Origin of the sequence: Mycobacterium sp. 1465703.0 (assembly GCF_001672975.1) — a bacterium.
In the GTDB taxonomy this organism is placed as follows: Bacteria; Actinomycetota; Actinomycetes; order Mycobacteriales; family Mycobacteriaceae; genus Mycobacterium.
Genome location: NZ_LZKU01000162.1, coordinates 1 through 26,225, shown reverse-complemented (window position 1 = coordinate 26,225; position 26,225 = coordinate 1). Strand labels below are relative to the sequence as shown.

Genomic DNA, 26,225 nt, shown 5'->3' with positions numbered 1-26,225 from the left:
CAGCTCGTCGATGGGCGGATTGGTGATGCCCAGCGGGGTGTCGTAGGCGCCCGGTCCCCCGGCGGACGGATCGAACCGGTCGGGGACGGCGGCCAGCGCCGCGTCGGACTGCGGAATACTCACTTAGGTCAATCTCCTGGCGGATTGGAGCGGCTCTTGACCACTGAAAGCCACTGAAAAATACTGAAAAGCGGTGCTCAATCGTGTTGGGATGTGGTCCGGCTTCCGGTCTGGCCGGACGGATCATGCCGATCCGGCGCAGTTCCCACCAGCAAGGATACCAATTCGGAGCACGCAGACTCCAATTGATGGTTTACGACCACCCGGTCGAAGTCCTTTTGCGCCGCCATTTCGATGCGGGCGGTCTCCAGACGCCGCCGCATGGCCGCCGCTGTCTCGGTGCCGCGGCCGATAAGCCTGGCCTTCAGATCCTCCCAACTGGGCGGCGCCAGAAAGACCGCGAGGGCCTCGGGCATCGCCTTTTTGACGGCCCTGGCCCCGGCCAGATCGACCTCGATCAGCACCGGAAATCCGTGGGCCACCGCGTCCCGAACCGGCTCGGCCAGGGTGCCCGAACGGTGCAGCCCCGCGTGGATTTCGGCCCACTCCAGCAGCGCACCCTCGTCGATGAGCTGCTGGAAGCGGGCGGGGCTGACGAAGTGGTAATCGACGCCGTCCACCTCGCCGGGCCGCGGCGCCCGCGTCGTGGCCGAGACGCTGAAGTGCAGGTCCGGTACCCGCTCGCGCAGGCATCGGACCACGGTCGATTTGCCAACCGCTGAGGGACCGGACAGCACGACCACACGTCCGTCGCCTGACGGTTCGGGACGTGTCCCGTGCTGGACGTCCGGTCCCCCGCCGGTGCTCACCGGCGCTCCTGGGTCGGTGCCCTCACGGCTCGAATCGGATTGCCCGCCTTCTGCTCAGGCCCTTCGGCCTGCATCGTCGGCGGCCGGGTTAGGAGCCGAACTTTTCCAGCAGGGCCTTGCGCTGACGATCGCCGAGACCGCGCAGGCGGCGAGTGGGGGCGATCTCCAACTCAGTCATGATTTCCTGCGCCTTGACCTTGCCCACCTTGGGCAACGCCTCGAGAAGCGCAGAAACCTTCATCTTGCCCAGGACTTCGTCGGTCTCGGCGTCCTTGAGCACCTGGGTGAGGTTGGTGCCGCCTCGCTTCAGGCGGTCCTTCAGCTCTGCTCGCGCTCGACGTGCGGCAGCCGCCTTCTCCAACGCGGCCGCGCGCTGCTCGTCGGTCAACTGGGGAAGGGCCACGATTCCTCCGTATCTGATCAATCAATTTCAATCGATCTCATTTTGTCTCGCCGGTTCTTCTGCCAGCGCAGACGACCGTACTCAGGCCTTCTGACGAAATCTAACCCGACCCCCTGCTTAACGCTGGAAACTCCCAGCATGGACCGGCGTGTGGCCACCCATGGCGGTCCTCCGGCCGACGTCGGTAGCAGCCACGATCGGAACCGTCTCGGCGGCCTCTGCAACCCCGTTTCCCGGCGTCATCACGCGTTTTACCTGCGGTTTTACCGCGCAGTGACGATAACGGGCGTCCGGGCGTAGCCGCGCGGAAAGGCGGCGGCGGGTCGCCGCTGCAGGTGGTGCGAGGGATCACGGATTTGTTGCGGCGTGTCGCGCGTGTCGTGTCGCCGGTCAAAGGGCAGGCCAACCCCGCCGTTTGGCCCCGATGCACCCTCCCCCGGCGGGTTCGCGGGGTGTTTTCGCCTCAACTCCAGGGTCGCGGGCTTTCGGGCGCGCGCACGGATGTCCAGCAACCACCGCGGTCCGCCGCCGCGCATCGCCGGAATCCGTCGTCGAAGCCGCTGGGCTGAGCGGCTGGCACGCCGGGACGTAAGCGCGACCGGCGGCGGACCGTCCGAGTCGGCGCCCCAGCGAACGCGCCTGCCGCCGTCACGCTCCGAACCGCACGAGACTTCGCCAACCGCCAACGGCCGCACCGTTGTTGAGCACCGGGAATCCGACAGCGCACCGGATGCGCACGGGTGATGATCGGCACTGGTTTCGGCTGACGCTGCAGCGCAGCAGGGCGAATATCACGCAATCGCGGGCTAAACTCCAGACTGCTTCCGTAATTGCGGGACAGCAGAGGTGGCCCGGGCGCATTCAGCTAACCCGCGGTGCCGGATCCGATACCATCGGAGACGTGTCCAACCTGCGAATTCGCCAGGCAGCTGAGCTGCTCGGCGTCAGCGACGACACCGTGCGCCGCTGGATCAACCAGGGCACTTTGGCGGTCAGCCATGACGCCGCCGGCCGCAAGGTGATCGCCAGCGAGGACCTCGCCCGCTTCTCCCGCACCAACGCGCCCGCCCCGCCGGCGGACCCGCTCAGCATCGGCAGTTCAGCCCGCAATCGCTTCGTCGGGTTGGTCACGTCGGTGGTCAGCGACAAGGTGATGACCCAGGTGGAAATGCAGTGCGGTCCCTTCACCGTCGTCTCCTTGATGAGCACCGAGGCCGCCGACGAATTGCAGCTGCGTCCCGGCAGCGTCGCGGTGGCCGTGGTCAAGGCGACCACCGTCATCGTGGAAACCGCGCGGCCCAGCACCGCAGTGGCGTCGGACTAGCCGCGCAGCCCGCTCACACCGCCAGGTAGGCGACCGCGTCCAGCATGCGGTCGGCCGCCCGGCGCAGCTCCGCCACACCCGGCCCGGCCCGCAGCACCTCGCGGGCCACCGCGGGCAGCAGCTGGCCCGGTTCCGCGCCGCCCAGCCCGGCGAGCGCCTCGGGCCGCCCGCCCTGGACACCGAGCCCCGGAACCAGCACCGGGCCGCCCAGCGCACTGAGATCGGGTGCCTGCAAAACCGTCGCGCCCACCACCACGCCGACATATCCCGGCCCGGACGGCGTCGCGGACCGATTCACCACCGCCGCCTGGTCGACGACCAGCTGGGCCACCGTGCGGCCGTCGAAGGCGGCACGCTGCACGGTCGCGCCCTCCGGGTTGGAGGTGGCCGCCAGCACGAACACCCCGCGGTCGTGCGCCGCGGCGGCTTCCAGCAGCGGCCGCAGCGAGCCGAACCCCAGGTATGGCGTGGCCGTGACGGCGTCGGCGGCCAGCGGCGAATCACCCGCCCAGGCCGCGGCGTAGGCCGCCATCGTGGTGCCGATGTCGCCGCGTTTGGCATCGGCCAGCACTAGCACCCCGGCCGACTGCAGGGCCGCGATGGTGCGTTCCAGCACCGCGAATCCGGCGGCCCCGTAGGCCTCGAAGAACGCGACCTGTGGCTTGACGACGGCGAATCCGGCAAACGCCTCGATGCAGATGTCGCAGAAGGCGGCCAGGCCGTCGGCGGTGGTAGGCAGGTCCCACGCGCGCAGTAGCTCGGGATGCGGGTCGATGCCCAGACACAGCGGCCCGCGTGCTGATTTCGCGTTCGCCAGCCGGACGCCGAACCTGGTCATCGGGCCCCGTTGCCGGGCAGGCCACCCTGGCCGATCTGGCTGTGCAGTTCTTGCAGGCTGCGCACCCCGATGACGCCGCGGATGCCTGCTTCGATGCCCTGCACCGCGGCCGAGGCGCCCTGCACCGTGGTGACACAGGGGATGTTGACCGACACTGCGGCCGAACGGATTTCATAGCCGTCGATGCGTGGCCCGGAGTTGCCGTAGGGCGTATTGATCACCAGGTCGACCTCACCGGCCTTGATCGCGTCCACCGCCGAGGTCGCCGGGCGACCCGGCTGCGGGTCCTCGAAGTGCTTGCGTACTTCGTCGCAGGGAATTCCGTTGCGGCGCAACATCTCCGCGGTCCCCTCGGTGGCCAGGACGCGGAATCCCAGGTCGGCCAGCCGCTTGACCGGGAAGACCAGTGAGCGCTTGTCCCGGTTGGCCACCGACACGAAGATGGTGCCCTGGGCCGGCAGCGACCCGTAAGCGGCGGTTTGGCTCTTGGCGAAGGCGGTACCGAAGTCGCGGTCGATGCCCATCACCTCGCCGGTGGATTTCATCTCCGGGCCCAGCAGCGAATCGATGGCGGCCCCGTCGGCGCGGCGGAAGCGGTGGAAGGGCAGCACCGCCTCCTTGACCGCGATCGGCGCGTTCTGGGCCGCGTGCGCGCCGTCCCCGGACGCCGCCAGCATGCCCTCGTCGCGCAGCTGGGAGATGCTGGCGCCCAGCATGATTCGTGAGCATGCCTTGGCCAACGGGATCGCGGTGGCCTTGGACACGAACGGCACCGTGCGGCTGGCGCGCGGGTTGGCCTCCAGGACGTAGAGCACGTCGTCCTTGAGCGCATATTGCACGTTGAGCAGGCCCACCACACCGATGCCGTGCGCGATGGCCTCGGTGGCCCGGCGCACCTTCTCGATGTCACTGCGGCCCAGCGTCACCGGCGGCAGCGCGCACGCCGAGTCGCCGGAGTGGATCCCGGCTTCCTCGATGTGCTCCATGATGCCGCCGATGTACACCTCGGTGCCGTCGCACAGCGCATCCACGTCGATCTCCACCGCGTCCTCGAGGAAGCGGTCGACGAGCACCGGGTGCTCGGGTGAGAGTTCGGTGGCGCGGGTGATGTAGCCCCGCAGCGTCTCCTCGTCGTAGACGATCTCCATGCCGCGGCCGCCCAGCACGTAGGACGGCCGCACCAGCACCGGGTATCCGATGTCTTCGGCGATCCGGCGAGCCTGGCCGAAAGTGGTTGCGGTGCCGTACTTCGGCGCGGGCAGACCGGCCGCGGTGAGCACATCGCCGAAGGCGCCGCGGTCTTCGGCCAGGTCGATGGCCTCCGGCGGAGTGCCGACGATCGGCACGCCCGCATCGGCGAGGCGCTGCGCGAGCCCGAGCGGGGTTTGACCGCCGAGTTGCACGATCACCCCGGCCACCCCGGGGCCATCCCCGGCGGACTGCTGCTCGGCGCGGAACACCTCGAGGACATCTTCGAAGGTCAGCGGTTCGAAGTACAGCCGGTCGGCGGTGTCGTAGTCGGTGGACACCGTCTCCGGATTGCAGTTGACCATCACCGTCTCAAAGCCGGCCTGCGACAGCGTGGTTGCCGCGTGCACACAGCTGTAGTCGAATTCGATGCCCTGCCCGATGCGGTTGGGTCCGGACCCGAGGATCAGCACCTTGGGCTTCTCGGTCTGCGGCGCCACCTCGGTCTCGGCGCTGGGATCCAGCTCGTAGCTGCTGTAGTGATAGGGCGTCCTGGCCTCGAATTCGGCGGCGCAGGTGTCGACGGTCTTGTACACCGGATGAACGCCCAGCCGCTCGCGCAGTGACCGCACCCCGTCCTCGCCGGCCAATTCGGGCCGCAGCGCGGCGATCTGGCGATCCGACAGCCCGTTGTGCTTACCGCGGCGCAACAGGTCGGCGTCCAGCACCGGGGCGGCGATCAGCTCGGCACGCAAGGCGATCAGCTCGCCGATCTGTGCGACGAACCACGGGTCCACACCGCTGGCCTCGGCGACCTGCTCCACCGAGGCGCCCAGCCGCAACGCCAGTTCGATGTCGTAGAGCCGGCCCTCGGTCGGCGTCCGCAGCCGGGTCAGCACCTCGGCGACGTCACCGTCGGGGTCGGGCTTGGTCCAGAACCCGGCACGGCTGGTCTCCAGCGATCGCATCACCTTGCCGAGCGCTTCAACGAAGTTGCGGCCCAACGACATTGCTTCACCGACGGATTTCATCGTGGTGGTCAGGGTCGGGTCGGCGCCCGGAAACTTCTCGAATGCGAACCGCGGTGCCTTGACCACCACGTAGTCCAGGGTGGGCTCGAAGCAGGCCGGCGTTTCCTTGGTGATGTCGTTGACGATCTCGTCGAGCGTGTACCCGATGGCCAGCTTGGCCGCGATCTTGGCGATCGGAAAGCCGGTGGCCTTGGAGGCCAACGCACTGGACCGCGACACCCGGGGGTTCATCTCGATGACGATCAGCCGGCCGTCGGCGGGATTGATCGCGAACTGGATGTTGCAGCCGCCGGTGTCCACCCCGACCTCGCGCAGGATCGCGATGCCCAGATCGCGCATCCGCTGGTATTCCCGGTCGGTCAGCGTCATGGCCGGCGCGACGGTGACCGAGTCGCCGGTGTGCACACCCATCGGGTCGACGTTCTCGATCGAGCACACCACGACCACGTTGTCGTTGCCGTCGCGCATCAGCTCGAGCTCGAATTCCTTCCAGCCGTATATCGATTCCTCGATCAGCACGTTGGCGCTGGGCGAGGCGGCCAGCCCGGCGCCGGCCATCCGCTCGACGGCCTCGGCCGAATCGGCCATCCCCGAACCGAGTCCGCCCATGGTGAAGCTGGGCCGCACCACCACTGGCAGGCCGAGCTCCTCGACCGTCTCGCGGACCTCGTCCATGGTGAAACACACTCGGCTGCGGGCGGATTCACCGCCGACCTTGGCGACGATGTCCTTGAACCGCTGGCGGTCCTCACCGCGCTGGATGGCGTCGAAATCGGCCCCGATGAGTTCGACCCCGTAGCGGTCCAGCGCCCCGCTCTCATACAGCGCGACCGCGGTGTTCAGCGCCGTCTGCCCGCCCAGGGTGGCCAGCAACGCGTCGATCTTGTTGCCGCGCTCCGCCTGCTGAGCGATCACCCGTTCGACGAAGGCCGGGGTGATGGGCTCGACGTACGTGTGGTCGGCGTACTCCGGGTCGGTCATGATGGTGGCCGGGTTGGAGTTGACCAGGCTGACTTCCAGCCCCTCCGCACGCAGCACCCGGCAGGCCTGGGTACCGGAGTAGTCGAACTCGCAGGCCTGTCCGATCACGATCGGACCCGAACCGATCACCAGCACGTGACGCAAGTCGGTACGACGCGGCACTACCGCCCCCCTCCGCGGTTTGGAGCCGCCATGAGCTCGATGAATTGGTCGAACAAGTACTCGGCATCGTGCGGTCCGGCCGCCGCTTCGGGGTGGTACTGGACCGAGAATGCTTGCCCGTCAGCAAGTTTGACGCCTTCGACCACGCCGTCGTTGGCGCAGGTGTGGCTGACCACCGCCGCACCGAACGGTGTGTCGAAGGACTGGCCGGCCTCCCCCTCCAGCGCGAAGCCGTGGTTCTGGGCGGTCACGGCCACCCGGCCGGTGGCGTGGTCGATCACCGGAATATTGATGCCCCGGTGACCGAACACCATCTTGTAGGTGGACAGTCCGAGCGCCCGGCCCAGGATCTGATTGCCGAAACAGATGCCGAACAGCGGGATTCCGGCGCCCAGCACCTCGCGAGTGACCGCCACGATGTGGTCGGCGGTGGCAGGATCGCCGGGGCCGTTCGACAAGAACACGCCGTCGGGATTGATGTCGGCGATCTGTTCGTAGGTCGCCGCCGATGCCAACACATGGGTGCGGACACCGCGGCGGGCGAAGTTGCGCGGCGTGTTGGTTTTGATACCGAGATCCAGTGCGGCCACGGTAAACCGGGGTGACCCTTCGGGTTCCACGATGTAGGTGTCCGGCGTGCTGACCTCGCCGGCCAGGTCGGCGCCCAGCATCGACTGCTGGCCGCGCACCCGCTGCACCAACTCGTCGGTATCGGCAAGCGCGTCACCGGAGAACACCCCCGCCTTCATCGACCCGCGGGTGCGCAGGTGCCGCACCACCGCACGGGTGTCGATGCCGGCAATCCCCACGATGTGCTGGCGGACCAGTTCGTCCTCCAGGGTGCCGGTGGCCCGCCAGTTGGACGGGCGTGGCGACGGATCGCGCACCGCGTAGCCGGCGACCCAGATCTTGTCGCCGCGGCTCTCGGCGTCCTCGGCATTCCAGCCGGTATTGCCGATCTGCGGCGCGGTGGCCACCACGATCTGCCGGTGGTAACTGGGGTCGGTCAACGTCTCCTGGTAGCCGGACATGCCGGTGGAAAACACGGCCTCGCCCAGTGTTTGGCCGATCTTGCCGAACGGTGTGCCGGTGAAGACGCGGCCGTCTTCAAGCACCAGTTGCGCTTTAGTCACGAGCGCCGCTCCTCCTCATCGCTTCGCTCTGCATCGTCGACGGCGCGACTCACGAGCGCGGTTCCTGCTGCTGAGATTCGAGCCAGCCGGCATATTCGCTGCGGTTGTTCGCCCGGAAGCCGGTGTCGATTTCGACGCCCGACGGCAGTCGCCAGCGGATCGCCAGAATCCCAATCCGGCCCGTCATCCTGCGCTCCATACGGATGTGCGTGATCGAGTCGCCCGGGATCCAAATCGGTTGGGCTCGTACGCGTTCCACCATGATGCCGCTGGCATAGCGGGTCAGCACCGCTCTGCTACGAAAACCCAAATCACCCGCCGCGATCCGCTCACTCCAGCCCGGCGCCATCATGGAACCGCAATAGTGGCCGCGGGTGGTGATAATCGCCGCCCCCACATGGTCTGGCATATCAGGCAACGCCCCGATCAGTTCCGCCTGCCGCTGCGAGCGACGCTGCCAGGACCGCATCATCAGCTGAATCGCCACCGTGATGACGGCCACCAAAACGGCCGCGAAGATCAGCGAGCCCACCAGGGTGCCTGAATTCATGCCGGGGACTTCCCGTCGCGGGCAGTCACCTTGCCGCGCAACAGGGTCGCGGTCACGGTGGCGGGCAGCGTCATCGCCTCGTATGGCGTGTTGGCCGACCGGCTAGCCAGGTCGGACCCGGCAACGGTCCACGAGGCCGTCGGATCGACCACCGTCAGGTTGGCCGGCTCCCCCACCTCCAGCGGCCGGCCGTGATCGGGCAGGCGCGCGATGCGTGCGGGGTTTTCGCTCATCACCCGGGCGACGTCCCGCCAGGTCAACAGGCCCGGGGTGACCATCGTCTGCACCACGATGGACAGCGCCGTCTGCAGTCCCAGCATGCCCGGACGCGCAGCGCAGAACTCCACACACTTCTCGTGCTCGGCGTGCGGGGCATGATCGGTGGCCACGCAGTCGATGACGCCGTCGGCCAGCGCTTGACGCAACGCCGCCGCGTCGGCCGCTTCCCGCAGCGGCGGGTTGACGCGGTTTTGCCCGTCGTAACTGGCCAGCCGGCTGTCATCGAGCATCAGGTGGTGCGGGGTGACCTCGGCGGTGATCGAGATCCCTTGCTCCTTGGCCCATTTCACAATCTCGACGGTGCCGGCGGTGGAGGCGTGGCAGATGTGCACCCGGGCGCCGGCATCGCGGGCCAGCAGCGCGTCGCGGGCGACGATGGATTCCTCGGCCGCGCGCGGCCATCCCGCCAGACCCAGCCGGGCAGCGGTCGGTCCTTCGTGGGCGACGGATCCGACGGTCAGCCTGGGCTCCTCGGCGTGCTGGGCGATCAGCACGCCCAGACCGGTGGCGTATTCCAGAGCGCGGCGCATCACCAGCGGGTCGTGCACGCAGATGCCGTCGTCGGAGAACATCCGCACCTGCGCGGCCCCGGCCGCCATCATGCCCATCTCGGTGAGCTCTTTGCCGGCCAGCCCGACGGTGACCGCGCCCACCGGGTGCACGTCGACCAGGCCGACCTGCTGGCCTCGATGCCAGACGTGGTCGGTGACCACCGGGCTGTCGGCGACCGGGTTGGTGTTGGCCATCGCGAACACCGCGGTGTAGCCGCCCAAAGCCGCAGCGGCCGAACCGGTTTCGATGTCCTCGGCGTATTCGCGCCCCGGTTCGCGCAGGTGGGTGTGCAAGTCCACCAGGCCGGGCAGCAGTACGTGGCCGGTCGCGTCGATCACATCAGCGGTGTCGGGAATCTCCAGACTCGGGCCGATGTCGGCGATCTGGCCGTCATCGACCAGCACGTCGACACGATCGCCTTCGCCGTACAACCGAACCCCGCGCAGCAGCACGCTCACGCCGCACCCTCTTCCCCGGCCAGTTCGGTGCCGACCAGCACATGGAACAGCACCGCCATCCGCACGTGAACACCGTTTGAAACCTGTTGCAGTACAGCCGATTGCGATGAGTCGGCCACCGACGAGGCGATCTCCATACCGCGCAACATCGGCCCCGGGTGCAGCACCACGGCGTGCCCGGGCAGCATCGCCTGGCGGCGATCGGAAAGCCCGTACAGCGAGGAGTATTCGCGCACCGACGGGAAGAAGCCGCCGTTCATCCGCTCGGCCTGCACCCGCAGCATCAGCACCGCGTCGGCGGCGGGCAGCTCGGCGTCGAAGTCGTTCGACACGGTGACCGGCCAGCCTTCGACGCCCACCGGCAACAGCGTCGGCGGCGCGACCAGGACCACTTCGGCGCCCAGGGTGTGCAACAGCATGACGTTGGAGCGGGCCACCCGGCTGTGCAGCACGTCGCCGACGATCACCACGCGCCGGCCTTCGATGCTGCCGAGCCGCTGGCGAATGGTGAGCGCGTCCAGCAGCGCCTGGGTCGGATGCTCGTGGGTGCCGTCCCCGGCGTTGATCACCGACGGCCCGTCGTCCTTCGCCCCGGTCCAGTCGGCCAGCAGGTGCGCCGCCCCGGAGGCCGGGTGCCGGATGATCAGCGCGTCGGCGCCGGCCGCGCGCAGTGTGAACGCGGTGTCACGCAGCGACTCCCCTTTGCCCACCGACGATCCGGACGCGCTTACGTTGATCACGTCGGCGCTCATCCACTTGCCCGCCACCTCGAACGACACCCGGGTGCGGGTCGAGTTCTCGTAGAACATCGTGACGATGGTGCGGCCGCGCAGCGTCGGAAGCTTCTTGATCTCGCGGCCTACCAGGGCCTGAGCGAACCGGTCGGCGTCGTCGAGGATGGCGGTGGCGTCGTCGCGGCTCAGGTCGCCGGCGGCCAGCAGATGGCGTGTCATCGTGAAAGCACCACCCCGTCGTCACCGTCGGTTTCGCTCAACAACACATGCACGCTCTCGCCGCGTGCGGTGGGGACGTTCTTGCCCACGTAATCGGCGCGTAGCGGCAGTTCGCGATGGCCGCGGTCGACCAGCACCGCCAGTTGCACCACCCGCGGCCGGCCCACGTCGCGCAGCGCGTCCAGCGCGGAACGCACCGAGCGGCCGGAGTACAAGACGTCGTCGACAAGGATCACCAAGGCGTCATCGATGCCGCCGGCCGGGATCGAGGTCGCCTCCAGGGGACGGGGCGGCTTTTGCATCAGATCGTCGCGGTACAGCGTGATGTCGAGGGCGCCGTGGCCCACCTCGACGCCGCTGTATTCGGCGATGTTGGCGGCCAGCCGGGTGGCCAGGATCACGCCGCGGGTCGGGATGCCCAACAGCACCACCCGTGGCGCATCGGCGCCGTCCAGCGCGGTCTTTTCGATGATCTGATGTGCAATACGGGAAATGGTGCGGCCCACATCGGCCGCCGACATCAACTCCCGGGAATCGCTGCCCAGGCCGGTCTCGCCTGCAGCACCCATACGAAACTTGACCTCCTTCTCCGCCTCGCCGGACGGATCGTTAAAGGATGTCGACTGCGACGCAGCGTAGCACTTATTTCGAAAGCGACGGCGCCAGCCACGTGTGGCGCCGTCGCTCGTCACCGGTTGCAGTCACACCCGCCACATGAGTCACCAAAAAGGGGGCCAGCGGGTGCGCCCGCCTCATAGCGACAAGTCGCGTGCCCAGGCGTCGCGGGTTGAGCGCCCGCCCGCGCAGATCGCCTAGGTGCAGGGGTATTGCCCGTTGAGCACACAATTCGACGGTGGCGAGTAGGAACCGGTCAACACGCCTCTGAAACCACCGGTCGCCGAACCACCGGGTGCAATGCTGCGATTCCAATTCGCGGGGGTGAGCACAAAGTGCGTGCCAGATTGGGAAATGTAGCTGTTCCACGCGTGCAAGACGGATTCCCCGGCCGGCAAGTCGAAGTCAATCCTCCAATCGGTCAGCGGCGCCATGCTCGAATTGGTGACGGTGAAGTGGGCGATGAAACCGCTCTGCCACGAATGCGACACCGACAACGTCGCCGTGGCGGCGGCGGCCGCATGAGCTGCGGGCGTGATGGCAAGTCCCAGGACGGCAACTACCGCTGCCGACACGGTTACGTGCAGCGCTGTGCGCCAACGTTTCACGTGGTTGTTCAGTCCGCCCATAGCAGCCGACATTAAAGCCACACAGGCGATGTCGGCCCTCGCATCGCGGGCACGCTGCACTACCTTTGCTCAACCGAAACCGTCGTGAAACTTTGCTTCTCCGACGCCGGCACGGTCAGTAGATTTCGTCCGGGACAGCCGCGATTGACTCCGAGCCGCGCAGGAGGGCGACGTCGGAGACCAATTGAATGTGTTCGGCCATCGCGCGGGAGGCCTCTTGTGGATCCTGTCTGCGCACCGCGTCGGCGATCCGACGATGGCCCTCGAGCGAGACGCGTGGCCGATTCTCCTGCGACAACGACTCGATGCGGGTTTCCCTGATGAATCCCGAGATTTCGTGCATCAGCTTGGCCAACAGTGACGAGTGCGCCGCAGCGGTGACGGCCTCGTGGAACATTTCGTCTCCCACGACTCCCCTGTCGCCGCCATCGATCTCTGCCTCCATTTTGGCGATCGCCGCGTCGATCGCGGCCATGTCTGCATCGCTGCGCCGCGCGGCGGCCAGGGCCGCGAGCTTTACCTCGAGGGCCTCCCGCGCCTCGATCACTTCGGGGATCCGGTCGGCATGTTCGCGCAGCGCCTCGATCGCACGCTCTTCGGTCGGGCGGCGCACCAGGACGGCACCATCGCCGTGCCGCACCGACACCACGCCTTGGACTTCGAGGGCCACCAACGCTTGGCTGAGCGATGCCCTGCTGACGCCGAGTTTGGCGGCAAGATCCCGCTCGGCGGGCAGGCGGTCGCCGGGAGTCATGTCCTTATCGGCCATGTACGCGCACAGCTGCTCCACGATGACTTCGTAGAGCCGGGGACGGGTCACCGGCCGAAGTTGCTCAACCACTCACTCACCTACTCTCTCTGCCAACCATAGCGGCTCCCCGTCGCTCGGTGACCACCGTCACTCCGAGCGTTTGACAGTGGTGACGCCCACTGTTTTACTGGCTAGGCCAATATGCCACTAGGTCACGGTCGCCACTTGGCGGCGCGGGCCCCACGCCGGCGCGCTCATCCGAGCGCGAACCCGAGGAATCGAGACTCACCGTGACGCTTAGTCAAGATCGGTCGCAAATCAACGACGCCGGCGCCGCCGGCCGCACTGCCGACCCGGTCCGTTTGACCAAAGCGCAACGCCGGGCGTTCTGGGGCTCGTTCGGCGGCTGGGCCATAGACGGTTTCAACTGGACCGTCTTCGGTCTTGTCCTCGCCCCCACCATGGCGACCCTGCTCCCGCGCGCGGGCATCGAGGCCACGCCCGCCAACGTGGGCTGGTACGGGCAGATCAGCGCCGCCATATTCCTGCTCGGCTGGGGATGTTCGGCCATCTGGGGGCCCATTGCGGACCACTTCGGACGCAAGCCGGCCATGACCGCCTCGATCCTCGTGTACGGCATCTTCACCGCCCTCGCCGGCACCGCGAGCAATGTGTGGGAATGGAACGGCTATCGCTTCCTGGCCGCCATTGGCGTCGGTGGCGAGTGGGCCATGGCCGGGACACTGCTGGCCGAGGTGCTGCCCGAGCGGGTTCGCGCTCGTTTCGGCGGTGCCATGCACTCGGCCGCCTACGTGGGTGTGCTGCTGGTGTCGGCGCTGTATCTGGTGGCCGGACCCCAACTCGGTTGGCGGGGCATGTTCCTCGTCGGCGGCATCCCCGCGCTGGCGGTTTTCATCATCCGGCGCACCACGCCGGAGCCCGAGCGCTGGCAGCACAACGCCGACGATGCGCACCGGCGCTCGTTCTGGCAACCCGTCGTCGAGATTCTCAACCCGCCCTACCGGGCGCGCACCATCGGCAACCTGCTGCTGCTGGCGGTCTGCGTGATCGGCCTGTGGGCCGGATCCACCTACGTTCCCACCGCCATGACCACGCTGGCCCACCATGCCGGCTTCGGGCATGACGCCACCGTGCGTCTCGCCGGAATCTCCGCGATGACGGTCGCCGTCTTCACGATCATCGGCTGCTTCATCGTGCCCCGCCTGGCCGACCGATACGGGCGACGCCGGACGTTGGCAGCGCTGTTCGCGCTGATGGTTGTCGGCGCGGTCGGCACCTATGGAGTGGCTTACCCGCTGCAGTCGATCGTGCTCGCCTTCGCGTTCCTGCCCATCCTGGGCCTGGGCGGCGCCAACTTCGCCGTCTTCACCATCTGGCTTCCCGAGCAATATCCCACCCGTATGCGGGCCACCGCATTCGCCTTCGCGACCACGCTCTCACGATGGTTCGCCGCAGTCGGCACCTTCCTCATTGGCTACGGCATCCACGCCACCGGATCACTGACGATCCCCATCAGCCTCACCGCCGTTGTCTTCCTCTTCGGCATCGCCATGGTGCGCCTGGCGCCCGAAACCCGCGGGCAGGAACTCCCGGACTAGGCAATTCCCGAAACGTCGACCGCCGGCCAGCGCTCCGCGACGCCGGCGGTCGAAGCGCGTTCTCACCCGCCTGGCGCCGACCAAGATTGCGGGCGAGTTCCTCGTCACAGCACCTTGACATCGCAGGTCCGGCGCTGGTTTGGTAATTGGATAGTCCACTAGGTCACTAGGCCAAGGCGGTGTCATGACATCCACAGCCCAATCCCCCACCCGACCCGACTCGCGCGGACCACTCGCCGGTCTGGTCGTCGTCGATCTCACCCGCGCACTGGCCGGGCCGCACGCGGCGATGATGCTCGGCGATCTCGGCGCCGAGGTGATCAAGGTGGAGAACCCAACCGGTGGCGACGACACCCGCGGTTGGGGCCCACCTTTCGTTGAACCGGGCACTGGGGGCGACCGGGAGTCCACTTACTTTCTGTGCGCGAACCGCAACAAGCGGTCGGTGACCCTGGATCTCAAAGACCCTGCCGGCGCGGCCGCGTTGCGCGCCTTGCTTCGGCGCGCCGATGTGCTGATGGAGAACTTCCGTCCGGGAGTCCTTGACCGGCTTGGCTTTTCGTTACAGCAGATTGCCGAGATCAACCCGCGGCTAGTCGTCTTGTCCATCAGCGGTTTCGGCCACGACGGACCCGAAGCGGGACGGGCCGGTTACGACCAGATCGCACAGGGCGAGGCGGGTTTGATGTCGGTGACCGGCTCGGGACCGGACGACATTCAGCGCGTTGGCGTCCCGATCGCCGACCTGCTGGCCGGCATGTACGGCGCCTTCGGAATCCTGGCCGCGCTGCGGGAACGCGAACGCACCGGCCGCGGCCAGGTGGTGCGATCGTCACTGCTCGCCGCCGTCGTGGGGGTACATGCGTTTCAGGGAACCAAGTGGACGGTCGGCGGCCAGGTCGGTCGGCCCACCGGCAACCACCACCCGTCGATCTGCCCCTACGGATTGTTTGACGCCGCTGACGGCGCCGTGCAGATCTCGGTGGGCAGCGAGGGACTGTGGAAGAGGCTGTGCGCGGGATTCGGCTTCGATCCCGCGGCGCCGGGAATGGCTTCGAATCCAGAACGGGTGGCCAACAGCAAGCAGGTGAACGACATGATCCAGGCGTCGTTTGCGCTTTATCCCACGGATGAGCTGTTGGCGAAGCTGGACGCGATCGGGGTGCCCGCGGGCCGGATTCGCAGCATCCGTGAGGTCTACGAGTGGGAGCAGACCCGCTCGCAGGGGCTGCTCATCGAGGTGGAGCACGCCACGTTGGGACGCATTGCGCTGCCTGGTCCGCCGCTGCGGTTCTTCGACACCGACGGATCCGAACGCACCCGCCGGCAACACACCGCTCCGCCCGTGCTGGGCGCCGACAATGGCCTGATCGCGGCGATGTCGGCCGAACAGCGATGACCCGGCTCGGCGCCCACGCCGTCGTCGGCCTCGTCGCCGACCCCGGATCGTGGGAATCGTGGGACCAACCACTCGCCGAGGTGGCCGTCGACCCCGGGTACGCCGCGGATTTAGCGCGTGCGCGCGCCAAGACCGGGCTCGACGAGGCCGTAATCACCGGAGTCGCAACAATCCTCGGTCGCCGATGCGCAATGTTGGTGTGCGACTTCGGCTTTCTTGGTGGTTCGATCGGAGTCGCGGCGAGCGATCGCCTCACGGCGGCGATCAGGCGAGCCACCGCAGAGAGGCTGCCGTTGCTGGCGATGCCGACATCCGGAGGCACCCGGATGCAGGAAGGAACCACCGCGTTCCTGCAGATGGTCAAGATCACCGCCGCGGTGGTCGCCCACAAATCCGCGCACCTGCCCTACCTGGTGTACTTGCGTGACCCGACCACCGGAGGGGTGTTCGCGTCATGGGCTTCGCTGGGGCACGTCACCTTCGCCGAGCCCGGCGCATTGATCGGCTTCCTCGGCCCGCGGGTGTACGAAACGCTGTACGGCAGCCCGTTTCCCGCCGGCGTGCAGACGGCCGAAAACCTTTACCAATGCGGGCTGATCGACGCGGTTTCCCCGCTGAACGAGCTCGCAGACAAGGTGAACGGTGCCCTGGCCATCATCACCCGCGGCCCGCGCGCGGCCCCCTGGTCCGAGTCAGTGCACCCGGCACCGGCCGACGTCCCGGCATGGCAGTCGGTGACAGCTTCGCGCCGCCCGGAGCGACCGGGTGTTCGTGAGCTGCTGCACCACGCCGCCACCGACGTGCTGACACTCAACGGAACCGGCCAAGGCGAGAATGATCCCGGACTTCTGCTGGCGCTGACCCGTTTCGGGGACATGCCCTGTGTACTACTCGGTCAAGACCGGCACGGCCAAACCCCGGACACGCCACTCGGTCCGGGAGCACTGCGGCAGGCCCGTCGCGGCATGCGCCTTGCCACGGACCTGAACCTGCCGCTGGTCACGGTGATCGACACCGCCGGCGCCGCGTTGTCCCGGGAAGCCGAAGAAGGCGGACTGGCCGGCGAAATCGCCAGGTGCATCGCCGACCTGATTTCACTCGAAGTGCCCACTGTATCAATACTTCTCGGCCAGGGCACCGGTGGCGGAGCGCTCGCGCTCGTCCCTGCCGACCGCATCCTCGTCGCTCAACACGGCTGGCTTTCGCCCCTTCCCCCCGAGGGGGCCAGCGCGATCTTGTGCCGCGACATCGGCCACGCACCGATCATGGCGGCCAAACAAGGAGTCCGGTCCACCGACCTGTTGGCGCACGGGATCGTCGACTACGTCATCGCCGAATACCCCGATGCCGCGGCCGAGCCGGCACCCTTTTGCCGACGCGTCGGCGCCGCCATCCGGAACGAACTCGCGGCACTCGACGATTCCGACACCGGGGAAAGGCTGGCCGAACGCAGACTGCGATTCGACCGCATCGGGCGACTTGCGGTGCCAGCCGGCCGGACGAACACCCTACCGGCGCAGTCGGGCGTGCCGACCATTACCCTGACCGGGTGAATCTCGACGGCAATGCCGCCTCAATTCGTGAAGTCTGCGACGCGGGCCTGCTCGCCGGTGCGGTAACGATGGTCTGGCAGCGCGGAGAACTGCTGCAGGTCAACGAAATCGGCTACCGCGACGTGGACGCGGGCCTCCCGATGCAGCGCGACACGCTGTTTCGCATTGCGTCGATGACCAAGCCGGTGACGGTTGCGACCGTGATGAGCCTGGTCGACGAGGGCAAGCTGACACTCGAAGATCCGGTCACGCGGTGGGCGCCGGAATTGGCCGACGTTCGGGTTCTCGACGATCCGCACGGCCCGCTGGACCGCACGCACCCGGTGAACCGCGCCATTCTGATCGAGGATCTGCTCACCCACACCAGCGGGCTGGCCTACGGATTCTCGGTGTCCGGCCCGATCTCCAAGGCCTACCTGCGGCTGCCGTTCAATCAAGGCCCGGACGCCTGGCTGGCCGAGCTGGCCAAGCTGCCGCTGGTCCATCAGCCGGGTGACCGGGTCACCTACAGCCACTCCATCGACTTGCTGGGCGTCATCGCTGCCCGCATTGAAGACAAGCCGTTCTACCAGGTGCTCGACGAACGGATCCTGGGCCCCGCCGGCATGACCGACACCGGGTTCTTCGTCTCACCCGAGGCACGGCGCCGCGCGGCCACCATGTACTCACTCGACGAGCACAGCCGACTGCATCACGGTGTGATGGGGCCACCGCACATCACCCCGCCGTCGTTCTGCAACGCCGGCGGCGGGTTGTGGTCGAGCGCCGACGATTACCTGCGGTTCGTCCGGATGCTGCTCGGCGACGGAACGATCGACGGCGTGCGAGTGCTCTCGGAAGAGTCCGTCCGGTCCATGCGGACCGACCGGCTCACCGACGAACAGAAACGGCACAACTTTCTTGGCGCCCCCTACTGGGTCGGCCGCGGCTTCGGGCTCAACCTGTCGCTGGTCACCGACCCGGCCAAAAGCACGCCGCTTTTCGGGCCGGGCGGTCTGGGCACGTTCAGCTGGCCCGGTGCTTACGGCACCTGGTGGCAGGCCGACCCCAGCGCGGATCTGATCCTGCTCTACCTGATTCAGAACCTGCCGGACCTGACCGTCGATGCGGCGACGGCCGTCGCCGGCAACACGTCGCTGGCCAAACTCCGCACGGCGCAACCGAGATTCGTCCGCAACACCTATCGCGCGCTTGGCCTCTAAAGTGACATTGCGATGGCCGAATACCCACCCGACCGCATCAGCGGGCCGCGACTGTCGCTGCGACTGCCAACGCTGGATGACGCCGGGCCGCTATTCCAGCGGGTCGCCCGCGATCCGCAGGTCACCAAGTATCTGCTGTGGGCGCCGCACCCCGACGTGGCCGCAACTCGGCGGGTGATCACCGAAAAACTCAACGCCACCGCGGACGAGAAGACCTGGGTCATCGAGTCGCGGCATCGCGGCGAGGTCATCGGGCTCGCCAGCTGTCGACGCGCCGCGCCGCACTCGGTCGAGATCGGCTACTGCCTGGGCCGGCGCTGGTGGGGCAAGGGCTTGATGTCCGAGGTGCTCGGCATGCTGCTCACCGTGCTCGACGCCGACCGGGAGGTGTACCGCGTCTGGGCCACCTGCAGCGTCGACAACCAGCGCTCGGCGCGCCTGCTCGAGCACGCCGGCTTCTTCCTGGAGGGCCGGTTGGCCCGGCACGCCGTCTACCCCACCATGGGGCCCGAACCCCAGGACAGCCTGCTCTACGCCAAGATTCTGCGCTGACTACCCGTCGTGTTCCAGCGCCCGGCGCGCATAGGCCCGCACATCGGCATCGCCGTCCTTGAGCGCGAGCCCCAGTGCGTCGCGGGCGGCGGGCTCACCGGCCCAACGGGTCAGGCTGAGCACCGCCGCCTTGCGCACGTCCAGATGCGCGTCGGCCAACGCCTCGGACAGGTGCGGAACCGCGAAGTCCACCGGCGCACCGGCCAGCGCCCGCGCCGCGCCTTGGCGCACCTGCCAGGCCGGCGCCCGCAACGCCTGCTTGATAGCCGCGTAATCGTCTTGGCCGCAACCCAATTCACCTAAGGCGGCGAGGGCGGCCGCGCGCACCAACGGGTCGGAGTCGGCGACCAGCCGGCGCACCGCCCGGCTAGCTGGGGCTGCCGCCGCCCTCAGCGTCGCCAGCCCGGCGGCGGCCGCGATCCGGACCTCGCGGTTCTCGTCGCCGCCGGCGGCGATGACCCCGTCCACGTCATCGACGGACACTAGCGCGCGCACCGCCTCGATGCGCACCCGATGATCGGCATCGTCGAGAGCACGCCGGTATTGCGCGGGGTCACCGGCCCGGCGGGCGGCCAGCACGTAGAGCGAGGCCGCGCGTACCACTCGGTCGGCCGAATCCAGGTGCTCACGCACCCGTTCCGGTTCGGGCAGCACCTCGACCAGCTCGCGGATGCCGTCGGCGCTGGTGAGGCGAACCGCGGTGTCGTCGTCGTTCAGCGCGGACACCAGCGCGGGCGCATACCCGTCGGGAATGTGCTCGGTCAGCGTCGACACCGCGGTGCGGCGCACCCCGGGATCCGGGTCGGCGAGATAGGGCCGCAAATCGGCCACCGTGGGCTCCTCGAGCGCCAGCACCTCGGCGATGCGCGGTGAAGGTGGCTCGAATGCCGTTGTGGTAGTGCTGATTCGGGATACCGCGGTGGCCGGTGCTTGACCGCCGACCAGCGGCGGCTGCTCCACCGGGTAGACGGTCCGGTCGGTGGGTGGCAAGCCGTCGAGTTCGGGCACCGGCACGAAATACGGTGCCACCGGCCGCTTGAGGAATACCATTCCGCTGTCTGCGTCCTTACGCAGGTTCAGGTGATAGCCCCATTGGCTGTCGTCGCGGCCGGGCAGGTCGGCGCGGTCGTGATAGAGGCCCCAGCGCGATTCGGTTCGGGTGTGCGAGGAGCGGGCGGCCATCTCGGCGCAGTCCCGGATGAACGACACCTCCACCGCGCGCATCAGCTCGTGCGGATTGCGGGCGCCCATCTCGGCGATCTCGGTGCTCATCCGCTCGAAGGTGCGGATGGCCAGGGACAGTTTCGCCCCCGTCTTCGGGGGTGCGACGTAGTCGTTGACGAACCGGCGCAGCTTGTATTCGACCTGCGGTTGCGGCGGCCCGTCCGGATGGCGCAGCGGCCGGTAGATCAGTTCGTGCGCCTCACGCACCTGATCATCCGGAAGCTGTTGCGGTGCATCAACTTCCGACAGCGTCGAGGCGGCGTGCGTGCCGGCCAGATCGCCGAACACGAACGCGCCGATCATGTAGTTGTGCGGGACGCAGGCCATGTCACCGGCGGCGTACAGACCGGGGACCGTGGTGCGCGCGTGCTCGTCGACCCACACGCCCGATGCGGAATGCCCACTACACAAGCCGATTTCGGAGATGTGCATCTCGATATCGTGGGTGCGGTAGTCATGACCGCGGTTGGCGTGGAAGGTGCCGCGGGTGGGCCGCTCGGTGGTGTGCAGGATGTTTTCCAGCGCGGTCAGCGTCTCGTCGGGCAGATGCGACACCTTGAGGTAGATCGGTCCGCGCGCGGAGTCGATCTCGGTCTTGACCTCGGCCATCATCTGGCCCGACCAGTAATCGGAGTCGACGAACCGCTCGCCGTGCGCGTTGACCTGATAGCCGCCAAAGGGATTCGCCACGTAGGCGCACGCCGGCCCGTTGTAGTCCTTGATCAGCGGGTTGACCTGGAAGCACTCGATGCCGGACAGCTCGGCACCCGCGTGGTAGGCCATCGAGTAACCGTCGCCGGCGTTGGTGGGGTTCTCGTAGGTGCCGTACAGGTAGCCCGACGCAGGCAGGCCGAGTCGGCCGCACGCGCCGGTGGCCAGGATGACCGCCTTGGCACCGACGGTGACGAACTCACCGGTGCGGGTGTGTAGCGCCGCCGCGCCCACCGCGCGGCCTTCCTGGGTGAGCACCCGGACCGGCATCAGCCGGTTCTCGATTCGGATCTTCTCGCGCATCGACCGCTGTCGCAGCACGCGATACAGCGCTTTCTTGACGTCCTTGCCCTCGGGCATCGGCAGCACATAGGAGCCCGAGCGGTGCACCCGGCGCACGGCGTATTCGCCGTGCTCGTTCTTCTCGAACTTCACCCCGTAGCGCTCCAGCCGCTGCACCATGGCGAAGCCGCGGGTAGCGGTCTGATAGACGGTGCGCTGGTTGACGATTCCGTCGTTGGCGCGGGTGATCTCGGCGACGTAATCCTCGGGCTCGGCCTTGCCGGGAATCACCGCATTGTTCACCCCGTCCATGCCCATCGCCAGGGCGCCGGAGTGGCGCACGTGGGCCTTCTCCAGCAGCAGCACCTGCGCACCGTTCTCGGCGGCCGACAGCGCCGCCATGGTGCCCGCCGTACCACCGCCGATGACCAGGACGTCACAGTCGAGCCGGATCGGGGCCGCCGGGTCGGGAATCTGCATCATGCCGCAACCGCCGAATGATTCAGCGCCGCAATGACTTCGGCGCGCAGCGCGGCGCGCTGCTGATCGACGCGCGGTTCCGGCACGTCGATCACGGCGCGCAGCGGCTGACCGGCCTTGCCCAGCACGGCGATGCGATCGCCCAGTAGCAGCGCCTCGTCGACGTCGTGCGTGACGAAGACGATCGTCGTCGGATGGGCGCGCCAGGTGTCGATCAGCAGCCGCTGCATGGCCGTACGGGTCTGGGTGTCCAGCGCGCCGAACGGCTCGTCCATCATCACCGCGCGCGGCGCCCCGGCCAGGCCGCGGGCCAGCTGAACGCGCTGCCGCATGCCGCCGGACAAGCTCTTGGGCAGGTAATCACCGAAGCCGGTGAGACCCAGTTCCGCGATCCAGCGGTCCGCCTCGGCGCGCCGGCCGGCCCGCGGGACACCGCGCAGTCGCAGCGCCAACTCGATATTGGAGCGCACGGTGCGCCATGGCAGCAAGGCGTTGTCCTGAAAGACCATGCCGCGGTCGCCCGAGGTGGTCGTCACCTCGTCGCCGTCGGCCACGATCCGGCCCTCGTCGGGCCGCAGCAGCCCCGCCAAGGCCCGCAGCACCGTCGACTTGCCGCAGCCCGAGGGACCGGTGAGCACCAGGATCTCCCCGGGCCGCACCGTCAGGCTCAGCCCGTCGATCACCGGTTCTCCGGTGTAGGACAATCGGACTCGATCCAGTTCCAGACTCACTCCGATAGTCATCGCTGTTCCTCCTCGGCGCGCGGCAGCCAGCTGGTCACCCGGCGGCCCACCACTTCGACGGCCGCCGCGGTCGCGAAGCCCAGCACGCCGATGGTGATGATGCCGACGAACACCTGCGGGTAGGCCAGCACGGTGTAGTCCTGCCAGGTGCGATAGCCGATTCCGAGTCGGCCGGAGATCATCTCTGCGGAGATCACGCAGATCCACGCCACGCCCATACCGACCGACAGGCCGCCGAACACTCCCGGCAGGATGCCCGGCAAGACCACCTGCCTGAGCACATCCCACCGGCCGCCGCCGAGAGTGCGCACCGAGTCCTCCCACAGCGTGGGCAACGCGCGCACCGCATGCCGGGTACTGACCAGGATCGGGAAGTACGCCGCCAGGAAGGTGATGAACACGATGCCGGCCTCATCCGTCGGGAACAGCAGGATCGCCACCGGCACGATCGCGATGGCTGGAACCGGTCTGACCAACTCGGTCAGTGGGCCGAAGGTGTTGGCGAACAGGCGGGAACGGCCCAGCAGCACCCCCGTCGCGACACCGATCACGGCGGCCAATCCGAAGCCGGTGAGAATGCGGATCAGCGACTGCGCCAGGTCAAGCCAGTACTCGGAGGTGCCCAGCCGGCGCCCCAGCGCATGCACGATCTCGGTGACGGTGGGCAGCGTGTCGAAGCGCAGCAGCAGCCGGACCTTGTCGGCGGTGAGCAGCTGCCACAGACCAATCGCGGCGGCGACCGAAGCCAGCCGCAGCAACCGCCACTGCCACGGCGAGCCGGCACGTCGCGCGGGGCCCGTCGCCGGGACCGCGGCGACGACTTGGGTGGTTACCGGCGCTGCCGGGTCGCCGGTCAGATAAGCGGTCATACCGAACCTCCAAGGGCCTGTTGGTAATTCACGACGACGCCGCCCGGGTGCGCGGCGAGATAGCGATGCGCGCCGGCCGGCGTGCCGAACGGCAGGTAGTTTCGACCGTCTTGCACCCAAACCGCCTTGTCGGCGAACCATCGAGTGCCCAACTCGGCGTCGGGAACATACGCGGCACGGACTTTGCTGCCGCGCACGGTCGCGTCCCGCACCGCCCGGAGCAGACTGGTCGGATCAGCGAGCGTCTGGGTGGAATCGGTTCCGTCCAGCCACAGTTCACTGGCCAGGGCTGGATCGCCGCGCAGCGCCGACGGGTTGGCGGTGGCGGCCCGGGCCGCGTCGTAGTTCAGGCCGCGCGCGCCGAACACGCCGCGCAACGGCCCGTCCTGAACGAAACCCGAGACGTCCAGGTCGGCGAAGTCGCCGATCGACTTCAGGTACGGGACATCGTTTTTCAACGCCTCAACCAGTGACGGTTTGAGCGTGGTGTCGAACGAGGTGCCGCCGGGTCCGTTGTAGAGGTACACCACCTCCTGGGGCAGCCCGCTGCCCTGCGCGACGATGCGAGCCGCCTCCAGCGGCTTGCGGTTCAGGAAATCGGTGGCGTCCAGTTGCGCCTGCAGGAACGCGCCCAGCACCTCCGGGTGAGATGTCGCATAGGAGCGCCGCACCACGACCCCGTGCAGGGTGGGCAGGTTCAGCTCGGCGCCGTCGTACAGCAGTTTGGCCTTGCCTTGAAACACCAGCAGTCCGGGCCAGGCGACGAATTGCGAAAGGCCCTGTACCTGACCGGATTCCAAGGCAGAGGCGCCCACCTGCGGTTGCTGGTTGAGCACTTCGACACCTTTGATGCCGGCCCGGTCCAGCGCCCGCATCAGGGTGCCGTGTCCGGCCGAGCCGACGCTCGCCGAGACCTTGGAGCCGGCCAGGTCGTTCAGCGTGGTCGCCGACGAACCGGGCGCCACCACCACCATGTTCAGCGCGCCCCTGGGGTTGTAACCGGTGATGGAGACGATCTCGGTTTTCGCCAACGGGTTGGTCTGCGTCTTGGAGCCGTTGATCAGCATCGGATAGTCGCCCATCGAACCGATGTCGATTTTCTCGGCGAGCATCTGCGCGGTGATCGGGGCGCCGGTGTCGTAATCCTGCCAGCGCACGGCGTATTTGGTGCCGGTGCGGGTGGTGATGTCGGCCAGTCGGTGCTCCAGGTAACCCTGCGCACGCAGCAGCGTACCCGCGGTGACGGTGTTGATGGTCTTGGACTGGTATCCCACCACCACGTTGACCACACCGGAGGACTGCGACAGGGATTCCAGCGAGCAACCGGAACTAAGTGCGACGATCGCGGACACGACCGACGCCAGCCGGATGGCGCGTCGTTTCATCAAAAGTCCTGAGGGTGAATGCTTTTCAGCGAAGAAGGTAGGGCATGTTGACGGTGACGGCGCCGGTGGGACAGCGCGCCGCGCAGGGGCCGCAGTACCAGCACTCGTCGACGTGCATGAAGGCTTTGCCGGTGTCGGGGTTGATGGCCAGCGCATCGAGGGGGCAGACCTCCACGCACAGCGTGCAGCCGTCGATACACAGCGACTCGTCGATCGTGACGGGCACGTCGGCGCGGTTGTTGTGGATCAGCGTCATGGGTTGCTCCTCATCGGCTCGGCTCTAACGAGATTGCCCCGCATGGTGATTCGATCGCCCCGCATCCTGATGTATTCCAGGTCGACGGGCGTGCCGTCGGCGAGGCTGGTGAGCCGCTCCAGCATCAGCAGCGCCGCGCCGTCGGGCACCTGCAGCGTGGCCGCCGAGTGCGCGTCGGCGGGAATGGCCTCGAGCGCCAGCGCCGCCGAGCCCAGCCGCTGCCCGCTCACCTCCTCGATGAGCGCGAACAGGTCGTTGGTCTCGAGCGGATGGTTCAACACCTGCCTGCCGATGTCCGGGGCCAGGTAGGTGAGGTCCAGGCTGAGCGGCAGGTCGCCCAGGTAACGCAACCGCTCGACGAACACCGCCTGCTCGCCCGGCTGCAGCCGCAACCGGCGGGCCACCGACGGCGGCGCGGTGACCGCCATCGCCGCGCGCACCTCGTTGCGGACCTCACCGAGATCCTTGAACGTCTCCTTGAGACCCAGCAGTGCGTCGAGCCCGTGGTCATACTTGCGCTGCGCGACATGGGTGCCGACCTTGGGCCCGCGGTCGATCAGCCCCTCGTGCTTGAGGACGGCCAGCGCCTCGCGAATGGTGTTGCGGGAGACCGAGAATTCGGCGGCCAAATCCAATTCGGCGGGCAGGCCCTGCGGGTAGGCGTCGGCGTGGATCTGCTGGCGCAACACATCGGCGACCCGGCGGGCACGGTCAGCCCGGGGTCCCTGGATCGGTACTGGTTGCGCCACGGGAGTCACGCTAACGCAGCTCAGGGCCGTTTTTTGGGTCGACGATCCGACCCCCCGACGGCCGCTGAGCGTATTGCGCCGGGCGGCGTTGCGGCCCGACCAGCTAAAACCGCCACCCACCGAGGTATTGCGCCACCTGCGCGACACCGAAGATCGCGACCCCGGCGGCGTAACCCCAATTCAGGGTCATGGTGACGGTGTCGCCGCCCGTTTCGCCCAGCGTCGTGGCCAGGACCTTGATCACCCAGAAGCCCAGGGTGACCGCCGGCACCTTGGTCAATGCGTGGTGCGAAACGTCGGTCATTTGAGTCATCTTCCGTCGTCGCTGCTGATTCATGCCGGCGAACCACGAATTAGAGTTCCACAGCTGGGCAGGTTCTGCTCACCGGGATCGCAATGCCGATGGGTTCGCGCAGGTGGCGCAATACCTCGGTGGGTGGCGGTTTTAGCTGGTCGGGCCGCAACGCCGCCCGGCGCAATACGCT

23 protein-coding genes and 2 pseudogenes are annotated in these 26,225 nt (G+C 67.9%); 6 read left to right on the top strand and 19 right to left on the bottom strand.

Annotation, left to right across the window (positions count from 1 at the left end):
- The 3 genes and pseudogenes from A5625_RS14115 to mihF form a co-directional block, all read right to left on the bottom strand.
- Positions 1 to 123: pseudogene (locus tag A5625_RS14115) on the bottom strand (DNA-directed RNA polymerase subunit omega); the annotation flags it as partial.
- Between the two features lie 74 nt (positions 124 to 197).
- Complete coding sequence (gmk, locus tag A5625_RS14110) at positions 198 to 869, bottom strand: guanylate kinase (protein WP_156748223.1); 672 nt, start codon at positions 867 to 869, stop codon at positions 198 to 200.
- A gap of 88 nt (positions 870 to 957) precedes the next feature.
- The gene (gene mihF, locus A5625_RS14105; RefSeq protein WP_007171927.1) at positions 958 to 1,272 is read right to left on the bottom strand and encodes an integration host factor, actinobacterial type; all 315 of its coding nucleotides are present in this window, start codon (positions 1,270 to 1,272) and stop codon (positions 958 to 960) included.
- A 901-nt stretch (positions 1,273 to 2,173) separates the two neighbouring features.
- Here mihF and A5625_RS14100 point away from each other — a divergent pair.
- Complete coding sequence (locus A5625_RS14100; protein ID WP_066994577.1) at positions 2,174 to 2,596, top strand: molybdopterin-binding protein; 423 nt, start codon at positions 2,174 to 2,176, stop codon at positions 2,594 to 2,596.
- Positions 2,597 to 2,609: 13 nt separating this feature from the next.
- Here A5625_RS14100 and pyrF read toward each other — a convergent pair whose 3' ends face one another.
- The 9 genes from pyrF to A5625_RS14055 all read right to left on the bottom strand — a co-directional run bounded on the left by pyrF (position 2,610) and on the right by A5625_RS14055 (position 12,806).
- Complete coding sequence (gene pyrF / locus A5625_RS14095; RefSeq protein WP_066994574.1) at positions 2,610 to 3,434, bottom strand: orotidine-5'-phosphate decarboxylase; 825 nt, start codon at positions 3,432 to 3,434, stop codon at positions 2,610 to 2,612.
- Entirely contained in the window at positions 3,431 to 6,796 is a 3,366-nt protein-coding gene (gene carB, locus A5625_RS14090; protein WP_066994571.1) for a carbamoyl-phosphate synthase large subunit, read from the bottom strand. Before carB ends, pyrF begins: the two co-directional genes overlap by 4 nt.
- The gene (gene carA / locus A5625_RS14085) at positions 6,796 to 7,929 is read right to left on the bottom strand and encodes a glutamine-hydrolyzing carbamoyl-phosphate synthase small subunit (RefSeq protein ID WP_066994568.1); all 1,134 of its coding nucleotides are present in this window, start codon (positions 7,927 to 7,929) and stop codon (positions 6,796 to 6,798) included. Before carA ends, carB begins: the two co-directional genes overlap by 1 nt.
- Before the next feature lie 49 nt (positions 7,930 to 7,978).
- Positions 7,979 to 8,479, bottom strand: a complete 501-nt coding sequence (locus tag A5625_RS14080; RefSeq protein ID WP_066994565.1) for a transporter — start codon at positions 8,477 to 8,479, stop codon at positions 7,979 to 7,981.
- Positions 8,476 to 9,768 (bottom strand): dihydroorotase, encoded by a 1,293-nt coding sequence (locus A5625_RS14075; RefSeq protein WP_066994562.1) that lies wholly within the window; start codon positions 9,766 to 9,768, stop codon positions 8,476 to 8,478. Before A5625_RS14075 ends, A5625_RS14080 begins: the two co-directional genes overlap by 4 nt.
- Complete coding sequence (locus A5625_RS14070) at positions 9,765 to 10,721, bottom strand: aspartate carbamoyltransferase catalytic subunit (protein WP_066994560.1); 957 nt, start codon at positions 10,719 to 10,721, stop codon at positions 9,765 to 9,767. Before A5625_RS14070 ends, A5625_RS14075 begins: the two co-directional genes overlap by 4 nt.
- Entirely contained in the window at positions 10,718 to 11,290 is a 573-nt protein-coding gene (pyrR, locus tag A5625_RS14065) for a bifunctional pyr operon transcriptional regulator/uracil phosphoribosyltransferase PyrR (protein ID WP_066994557.1), read from the bottom strand. The genes A5625_RS14070 and pyrR overlap by 4 nt, the downstream gene beginning before the upstream one ends.
- 243 nt (positions 11,291 to 11,533) lie before the next feature.
- On the bottom strand, positions 11,534 to 11,965 hold the full coding sequence (locus A5625_RS14060; protein WP_066994554.1) for a cellulose-binding domain-containing protein: 432 nt from the start codon (positions 11,963 to 11,965) through the stop codon (positions 11,534 to 11,536).
- A 115-nt stretch (positions 11,966 to 12,080) separates the two neighbouring features.
- Positions 12,081 to 12,806: a FadR/GntR family transcriptional regulator gene (locus tag A5625_RS14055; protein ID WP_066994551.1), complete on the bottom strand. Its 726-nt coding sequence runs from the start codon at positions 12,804 to 12,806 to the stop codon at positions 12,081 to 12,083.
- Between the two features lie 200 nt (positions 12,807 to 13,006).
- Between A5625_RS14055 and A5625_RS14050 the strand changes: the two genes are divergently transcribed.
- From A5625_RS14050 to A5625_RS14030, 5 genes are all read left to right on the top strand, one after another.
- Complete coding sequence (locus A5625_RS14050) at positions 13,007 to 14,335, top strand: MFS transporter (protein ID WP_197516100.1); 1,329 nt, start codon at positions 13,007 to 13,009, stop codon at positions 14,333 to 14,335.
- A gap of 184 nt (positions 14,336 to 14,519) precedes the next feature.
- A complete protein-coding gene (locus A5625_RS14045) occupies positions 14,520 to 15,734 on the top strand; it encodes a CaiB/BaiF CoA-transferase family protein (protein ID WP_066994548.1) in 1,215 nt (404 codons plus the stop codon).
- Positions 15,731 to 17,287, top strand: a complete 1,557-nt coding sequence (locus tag A5625_RS14040) for a carboxyl transferase domain-containing protein (protein ID WP_066994545.1) — start codon at positions 15,731 to 15,733, stop codon at positions 17,285 to 17,287. The genes A5625_RS14045 and A5625_RS14040 overlap by 4 nt, the downstream gene beginning before the upstream one ends.
- Positions 17,284 to 18,489: a serine hydrolase gene (locus tag A5625_RS14035; protein ID WP_066994542.1), complete on the top strand. Its 1,206-nt coding sequence runs from the start codon at positions 17,284 to 17,286 to the stop codon at positions 18,487 to 18,489. The genes A5625_RS14040 and A5625_RS14035 overlap by 4 nt, the downstream gene beginning before the upstream one ends.
- A 12-nt stretch (positions 18,490 to 18,501) precedes the next feature.
- The gene (locus A5625_RS14030) at positions 18,502 to 19,041 is read left to right on the top strand and encodes a GNAT family N-acetyltransferase (RefSeq protein WP_066994538.1); all 540 of its coding nucleotides are present in this window, start codon (positions 18,502 to 18,504) and stop codon (positions 19,039 to 19,041) included.
- Here A5625_RS14030 and A5625_RS14025 read toward each other — a convergent pair whose 3' ends face one another.
- From A5625_RS14025 to A5625_RS13995, 7 genes and pseudogenes are all read right to left on the bottom strand, one after another.
- Positions 19,042 to 21,741: a fumarate reductase/succinate dehydrogenase flavoprotein subunit gene (locus tag A5625_RS14025; protein ID WP_082984403.1), complete on the bottom strand. Its 2,700-nt coding sequence runs from the start codon at positions 21,739 to 21,741 to the stop codon at positions 19,042 to 19,044.
- Complete coding sequence (locus A5625_RS14020; protein ID WP_066994532.1) at positions 21,738 to 22,481, bottom strand: ABC transporter ATP-binding protein; 744 nt, start codon at positions 22,479 to 22,481, stop codon at positions 21,738 to 21,740. Before A5625_RS14020 ends, A5625_RS14025 begins: the two co-directional genes overlap by 4 nt.
- The gene (locus tag A5625_RS14015) at positions 22,478 to 23,350 is read right to left on the bottom strand and encodes an ABC transporter permease (protein WP_066994529.1); all 873 of its coding nucleotides are present in this window, start codon (positions 23,348 to 23,350) and stop codon (positions 22,478 to 22,480) included. Before A5625_RS14015 ends, A5625_RS14020 begins: the two co-directional genes overlap by 4 nt.
- On the bottom strand, positions 23,347 to 24,735 hold the full coding sequence (locus tag A5625_RS14010; RefSeq protein WP_066994526.1) for an ABC transporter substrate-binding protein: 1,389 nt from the start codon (positions 24,733 to 24,735) through the stop codon (positions 23,347 to 23,349). Before A5625_RS14010 ends, A5625_RS14015 begins: the two co-directional genes overlap by 4 nt.
- Before the next feature lie 25 nt (positions 24,736 to 24,760).
- Positions 24,761 to 24,991, bottom strand: a complete 231-nt coding sequence (locus A5625_RS14005) for a ferredoxin family protein (protein WP_066994524.1) — start codon at positions 24,989 to 24,991, stop codon at positions 24,761 to 24,763.
- Entirely contained in the window at positions 24,988 to 25,749 is a 762-nt protein-coding gene (locus A5625_RS14000) for a GntR family transcriptional regulator (protein WP_066994521.1), read from the bottom strand. Before A5625_RS14000 ends, A5625_RS14005 begins: the two co-directional genes overlap by 4 nt.
- Before the next feature lie 124 nt (positions 25,750 to 25,873).
- Positions 25,874 to 26,053: pseudogene (locus A5625_RS13995) on the bottom strand (hypothetical protein); the annotation flags it as partial.
- Positions 26,054 to 26,225 lie beyond the last annotated feature (172 nt).